The organism is Bradyrhizobium sp. (genome assembly GCF_019244115.1).
GTDB lineage: Bacteria > Pseudomonadota > Alphaproteobacteria > Rhizobiales > Xanthobacteraceae > Bradyrhizobium.
Window position 1 is genome coordinate 1 of record NZ_JAFATE010000271.1, and the last position, 5,231, is coordinate 5,231.

At 65.0% G+C, this 5,231-nt stretch carries 4 protein-coding genes; all 4 read left to right on the forward strand.

Features of this window, described 5'->3' with window-relative positions; all coding sequences use genetic code 11:
- Positions 1 to 258: 258 nt before the first annotated feature.
- Positions 259 to 1,236 (forward strand): NAD(P)H-dependent glycerol-3-phosphate dehydrogenase, encoded by a 978-nt coding sequence (locus JOZ76_RS12170; protein WP_291698872.1) that lies wholly within the window; start codon positions 259 to 261, stop codon positions 1,234 to 1,236.
- A 111-nt stretch (positions 1,237 to 1,347) separates the two neighbouring features.
- A complete protein-coding gene (locus JOZ76_RS12175) occupies positions 1,348 to 2,451 on the forward strand; it encodes an alpha/beta hydrolase (RefSeq protein WP_291698873.1) in 1,104 nt (367 codons plus the stop codon).
- A 126-nt stretch (positions 2,452 to 2,577) separates the two neighbouring features.
- Entirely contained in the window at positions 2,578 to 2,991 is a 414-nt protein-coding gene (locus JOZ76_RS12180; protein ID WP_291698875.1) for an EVE domain-containing protein, read from the forward strand.
- Positions 2,992 to 3,318: 327 nt separating this feature from the next.
- Positions 3,319 to 4,668: a GGDEF domain-containing protein gene (locus JOZ76_RS12185; protein WP_291698874.1), complete on the forward strand. Its 1,350-nt coding sequence runs from the start codon at positions 3,319 to 3,321 to the stop codon at positions 4,666 to 4,668.
- Positions 4,669 to 5,231 lie beyond the last annotated feature (563 nt).

The window sequence follows — 5,231 nt, forward strand, 5'->3', positions numbered from 1 at the left end:
GGGGGAGGGCTGGGGTGGGGGCGTCGTGCGAAAAAGGCTGCAGCGGAGGCCAGGGCGGCCCCCACCCGCCGCGCAAGCGCGGCGACCTCCCCCGCAAGCGGGGGAGGCAAACGGAGAGAGCGCCACTCATATGCGATAGCCCTGCCCTTGCGGGGAGGGGCTGGGGGTGCCACGAACGCAAATCGCAATTGGGGTACCCCCCTCGCCAGCCCTCCCCCGCAAGGGGGGAGGGAGCGCAGCGGCGTTTGAGGCTCGCAGATGGCGCCTCTGCACACCGTTACTGTCATCGGCGCGGGCGCCTGGGGTACGGCGCTGGCCATGGTGGCGGCGCGCGCCGGCCGATCCGTGACGCTCTATGCGCGCGAGGCCGACCATGCCGCTTGCATCGCGGCGACACGCGAAAATCCACGGCTGCCCGGCATCGCCCTCTCAGCCGATATTGCAGTGACCTCCGATCTTGCGCAGGCGGCGCAGGCGCAGATCATCCTGGTCGTAACGCCGGCGCAGCATCTGCGCGGCGCGGTGGATGCGCTCGCGCCTCACCTTGCCCCTGCAACGCCCGTGATCGCCTGCGCCAAGGGGATCGAGCACGGCACCCACAAATTCATGACCGACGTGATCGCCGAGGCTGCGCCTCGCGCGGTCCCTGCGATCCTGTCCGGTCCGAGCTTTGCCGACGACGTCGCGCGGGGAATGCCAACGGCGGTGACGCTGGCGGCAAAGGGCGACGAGCTCGCCGCACACCTGGTGCAAGCGCTGGGTTCGCCGACCTTCCGCCCGTATCATTCGACCGATGTGCGCGGCGTCGAGATCGGCGGCGCGGCAAAAAACGTGCTGGCGATAGCGGCCGGCATCGTGGTCGGCAAGAAGCTCGGCGCCTCGGCGCAGGCGGCGCTGACCACGCGCGGCTTTGCCGAACTGTCGCGCTTCGGCCGCGCGCTCGGCGCGCGCAGCGAAACGTTGGTCGGGCTGTCCGGCCTCGGCGACCTGATCCTGACCTGTTCGACATCGCAATCGCGCAATTTTGCCGCCGGCCTGGCGCTCGGCCGCGGCGAGCCGCCGCCTGCCGGCAAGCTCGCCGAGGGCATTTCGACCGCGCCGGTGCTGGTCGAACTCGCCGCCCTGCACCATGTCGAAATGCCGGTCGCCGCTGCGGTTGCAAAAATCCTCGCCGGCCGCCTCTCGATCGACGCCGCGATCGAGGGCCTCCTGGCGCGCCCGTTCAAGGCCGAGTGAACATGACGGCCGCGCAGCAAGTCGCGCTTCACGCTGCGCGCACGCTGTAATAGCGTGACGGCGAACCGGGAAACGCCGGTGGTTCAAAACAGAAGGTTTTGGGGGGAACGCATGCGCAAGTTCCAATACGCCATCCTGGCGATCAGCATCACGCTGGCGCTGGCCGCCTCGGCCCGCGCGCAATCAGCCGCCTCATATGACGAACTCGCCAAGAGCGAGGCCGCGGCGAATGCCGAGAACGGCAAGCGGGTCGCACCTAGCAAGACCATGGGCAACCCGCCCCAGGAGGTCAGCTCCGAAATGGAGGCGCTGATCGGCGCGCCCTATCCGCCGCATTTCAATGCCGACCCGAAAACGCCGGCGGAATGGAAGGAGCTGATCGAGCGCCGCGCCAAGTTGTCGATCGCCAACGTCCCCGCGATGAAGCAGAAGCTCGGCGTCAAGGTCGAGGAGACCAAGATCGCCGGCGTGCATTGCTTCATCGTGACGCCGAGCAAGATTCCGCCGGAAAACAGGCGGCGCATCCTGGTTCACGTCCATGGCGGCGGCTATGTGTTCGGCCCCGGCGAAGCGGCGCTCCCGGAAGCGATCATGATGGCGGGGTTTGGCGGCTTCAAGGTGATCTCGGTCGACTACCGGATGCCGCCAGACTTTCCCTATCCGGCCGCGATGGATGACGCGATGGCGGTGTGGAAGGACGTCGTGAAGCGGCATGACCATCGCCGCATCGCAATTTTTGGCACCTCCACTGGCGGGGCGATGACGCTTGCGATGGTGCTGCGGGCCAAGGACGAAAAGCTGCCGTTGCCGGGCGCGATCGCACCGGGCACGCCGTGGTCCGATATCGACAAGGTCGGCGACAGTTACGCGAGCAACGAATGGGTCGACAACGTGCTGGTCACCTGGGACGGCTGGCTCGGCCGCGCCGCAAAGCTCTATGCCAACGGCACGGACCTCAAAACCCCCTACATCTCGCCGATCTATGGCGACTTCAAAGGCTTTCCGCCGACCATTTTGACATCGGGCACGCGCGACCTGTTCCTCTCCAACACGGTGCGCACGCATCGCAAGCTGCGCCGCGCCGGCGTCGTCGCCGATCTCAATGTCTATGAGGGTCAGTCGCACGCGCAGTACCAGTTCAACGTCAGCGCTCCGGAGACCAAGGAAGCGTTCACCGACATCGCAAAATTCTTCGACAAGTATCTCGGGGAATGACACCACAATGATTCGGATTCGTCATGGCCGCGCTTGTCGCGGCCATCCACGTCTTGGATTATGCATTGAAGGAAGACGTGGATGGCCGGCATAAAGCCGGCCATGACGAGTAGAGAGTGTGCCGTCATGAACTACTGGCTGGTGAAATCCGAACCCTCCGCCTGGTCGTGGGACCAGCAGGTCGAGAAGGGAGCTAAGGGCGAGGCCTGGACCGGCGTGCGCAACTTCACCGCGCGGCAAAACCTCGTCAACATGAAGAAGGGCGACAAGGCCTTCTTCTATCATTCCAACGAGGGCAAGGAGATCGTCGGCATCGCGGAGATCGTCAGGGAGGCCTATCCCGACCCGACCGACAAGACCGGCAAATTCGTCTGCGTCGACATCAAGGCCGACAAGCCGATGCCGAAACCCGTGACCATGGCCGCGATCAAGGCCGACAAGAAGCTTAGCCAGATGGCGCTGGTGAAATATTCGCGCCTGTCGGTGCAGCCGGTCACATCTGACGAATGGAAGCTGGTCTGCAAGATGGGCGGGCTGTAGCGCGGCGTGAGCTGACATTCGATTGGAGCCGCATCGCAGGTGCGCTCCGGCCCCCGCTTGCGGGGAAGGCTGGGGTGGGGAAACAGCGAGCTGGATCCGGGGACCCCCCACCCCCAAGCCCTCCCCGCAAGGGGCAGGGGGGAAGAGCGTGCTCGCGGACGCAGGTATTGATCCACACAAGCTACGTGGCGCTCCAGGCGATGACGGTACCTTAAAACCTTTTTCGTCCAAGGAATCCCGTTCTTCGGGTTCACTCAGCAGAAAATTTATCAAATCAGGCTCTACTCCGGCACGGGTGCGGGAAACGGCACGAGGGAGAGAGAGCTTTTGGAACCGGCCGCCGGCAGTCAGAACGCGATGCCGCTCGACGATGCGTCGCGCGTGGCGATCACGCCTGCGCTCGAGGCCGAGACCGAACGGCTGTTGTCGGAGCGCACGCGCGACATCCGCTTCTCGCCGGAGATGATCCGGGCGTATCGCAAGAAGGATTGGCCGCAGCGCAGCAAGATCGCGCGCGCCTGGATGGTCTGGGTGGCGTTGATCAGCATGACCTTCGTGCCGATCAGCCAGCTGCTGGCACCCCACTCGCTTCAGCTCACCGCCCTGATCAGCGGGCTCCTGGTCCCGGCGCTGCACGGCTGTGCCTATTTGGTCTGGCGCAAGCCGCGCAGCGCTGTTGTCGAAGGTGCCTCGCTGGTCGCACTGATGGTCGGCGTCATGCTGGCCTACGGCACGCTCGCGGTGGCCGCCGGCGGCAGCGACTATGAGCGCTACCTGATCTGCATCATGTATGTGAGCACGATCGCGATCGTGGTGTTCAACGTCGACTATGTCTGGGCGCTGGCCCTGATGGTCTGCTCCACGTCGATCTTCTTTGGCTTCGAGATCTTCAATCCCGCGATCGACATCAAGGAAGCGATCGGGACATCCGCGTTTTTTGCGATGGGAATCTTCGCCGCGACGATCGCGCGCAAAACCCAGGCGATCCTCGCCAAGAAGGCCTTCCTGCTTTCGCTGCGCAATCAATATCGCAGCGACGCGCTGACCAATGCCAATCGCCAGCTGGAGATCCTGGCGACGCGCGACCCGCTCACCGGGCTCGGCAACCGCCGCTCGGCCACCGATCTCATCGAGCGGCTGTGGCAGGACCCGACCATGGCGAAAGCCAGCATTGCTTTCATCATGGCCGATATCGATCAGTTCAAGCGCCTGAATGACAGCGCCGGCCATGCAGCCGGCGATGATTGCATCAGGCGCGTGGCGAGGATGATCGAGAACTCGGTGCGGCAGGACCAGGACGCCGTGTTTCGCTATGGCGGCGAGGAATTTTTGATCGTGCTCGTCCACGCCACGCCCGATCTCGCCTGGACGATGGCGCAGCGCATCCGCAGCGCGGTCGAAGCGCTCGCGATCGTCAATCCCGGAGTCCGCTTGAGCGACGGCTCGGCCGGCCGCATCACGATCAGCCTGGGCATTGCCTTTGCGCAGGACGGCGCAGCCGCAGAAACCGTGGCGAAATGGGCCGACGACGCCCTCTACGACGCCAAGCATGCCGGCCGCAACGCCGTGTTTTTTGCAACCTCGCCCGCGCTGCAAGATGGGCGTGATCACGCCAAGCCCGCGACCGCACAGACGAATGATTTCGGCGCGAAACTGTCCCGAGCCAACCGAATGTAGGGCGGGCAAAGGCGCTCTTGCGCCGTGCCCACCATCATTCCGCACGGGCCATGCTCAGTGGCGGGCACACCGGCCGGGCGCGCGTACGCGCCTGCCGGGCAGGTCTGCCATGCGCAAACTGCCCGTCGTGCCAATCCGTCGCAGTCTGCGCATTCTGATTAACGGAAATTTTCTTGACGGGGGCCCAAATCAGGAGCATCATGGGACCGTCCCGTGGTCGCACGAGGGGCGCTTCGCGATCGTCACGAACGTTGGCCAGGGGATGCGATGGACGCATCGGATCGCAGCGCGCGTTTGGCGCGCCGACGGACGATCTCGATGCGGACGGCGAAGTCGTGTGGTCCTGACATCCCGACGCTGGTGTCAAGTCTGGCGGTTACGAGCCGCGAGGCGACGGGGGCAAGAAAGCCCGGGCCCCGGGGAGAGCACGTATAAGCCGTAAAACCGTCGCGCAGGGAAGGCCGGATGTTCGGCCGTCACCTGTGGTTCTGCCGCGTGCTTTCTTGCTGCACGCGGACCATGGGTGCAGCCTGCACCCGGTCTTCCCTGCGCCCTCTGCCTCA

What these genes read in the sequence shown, in the direction of transcription:
- JOZ76_RS12175 (WP_291698873.1), top strand. Translation starts at nt 1,348, where the DNA reads ATGCGCAAGTTCCAATACGCCATCCTGGCGATCAGCATCACGCTGGCG.
- JOZ76_RS12170 (WP_291698872.1), top strand. Translation starts at nt 259, where the DNA reads ATGGCGCCTCTGCACACCGTTACTGTCATCGGCGCGGGCGCCTGGGGT.
- JOZ76_RS12180 (WP_291698875.1), top strand. Translation starts at nt 2,578, where the DNA reads ATGAACTACTGGCTGGTGAAATCCGAACCCTCCGCCTGGTCGTGGGAC.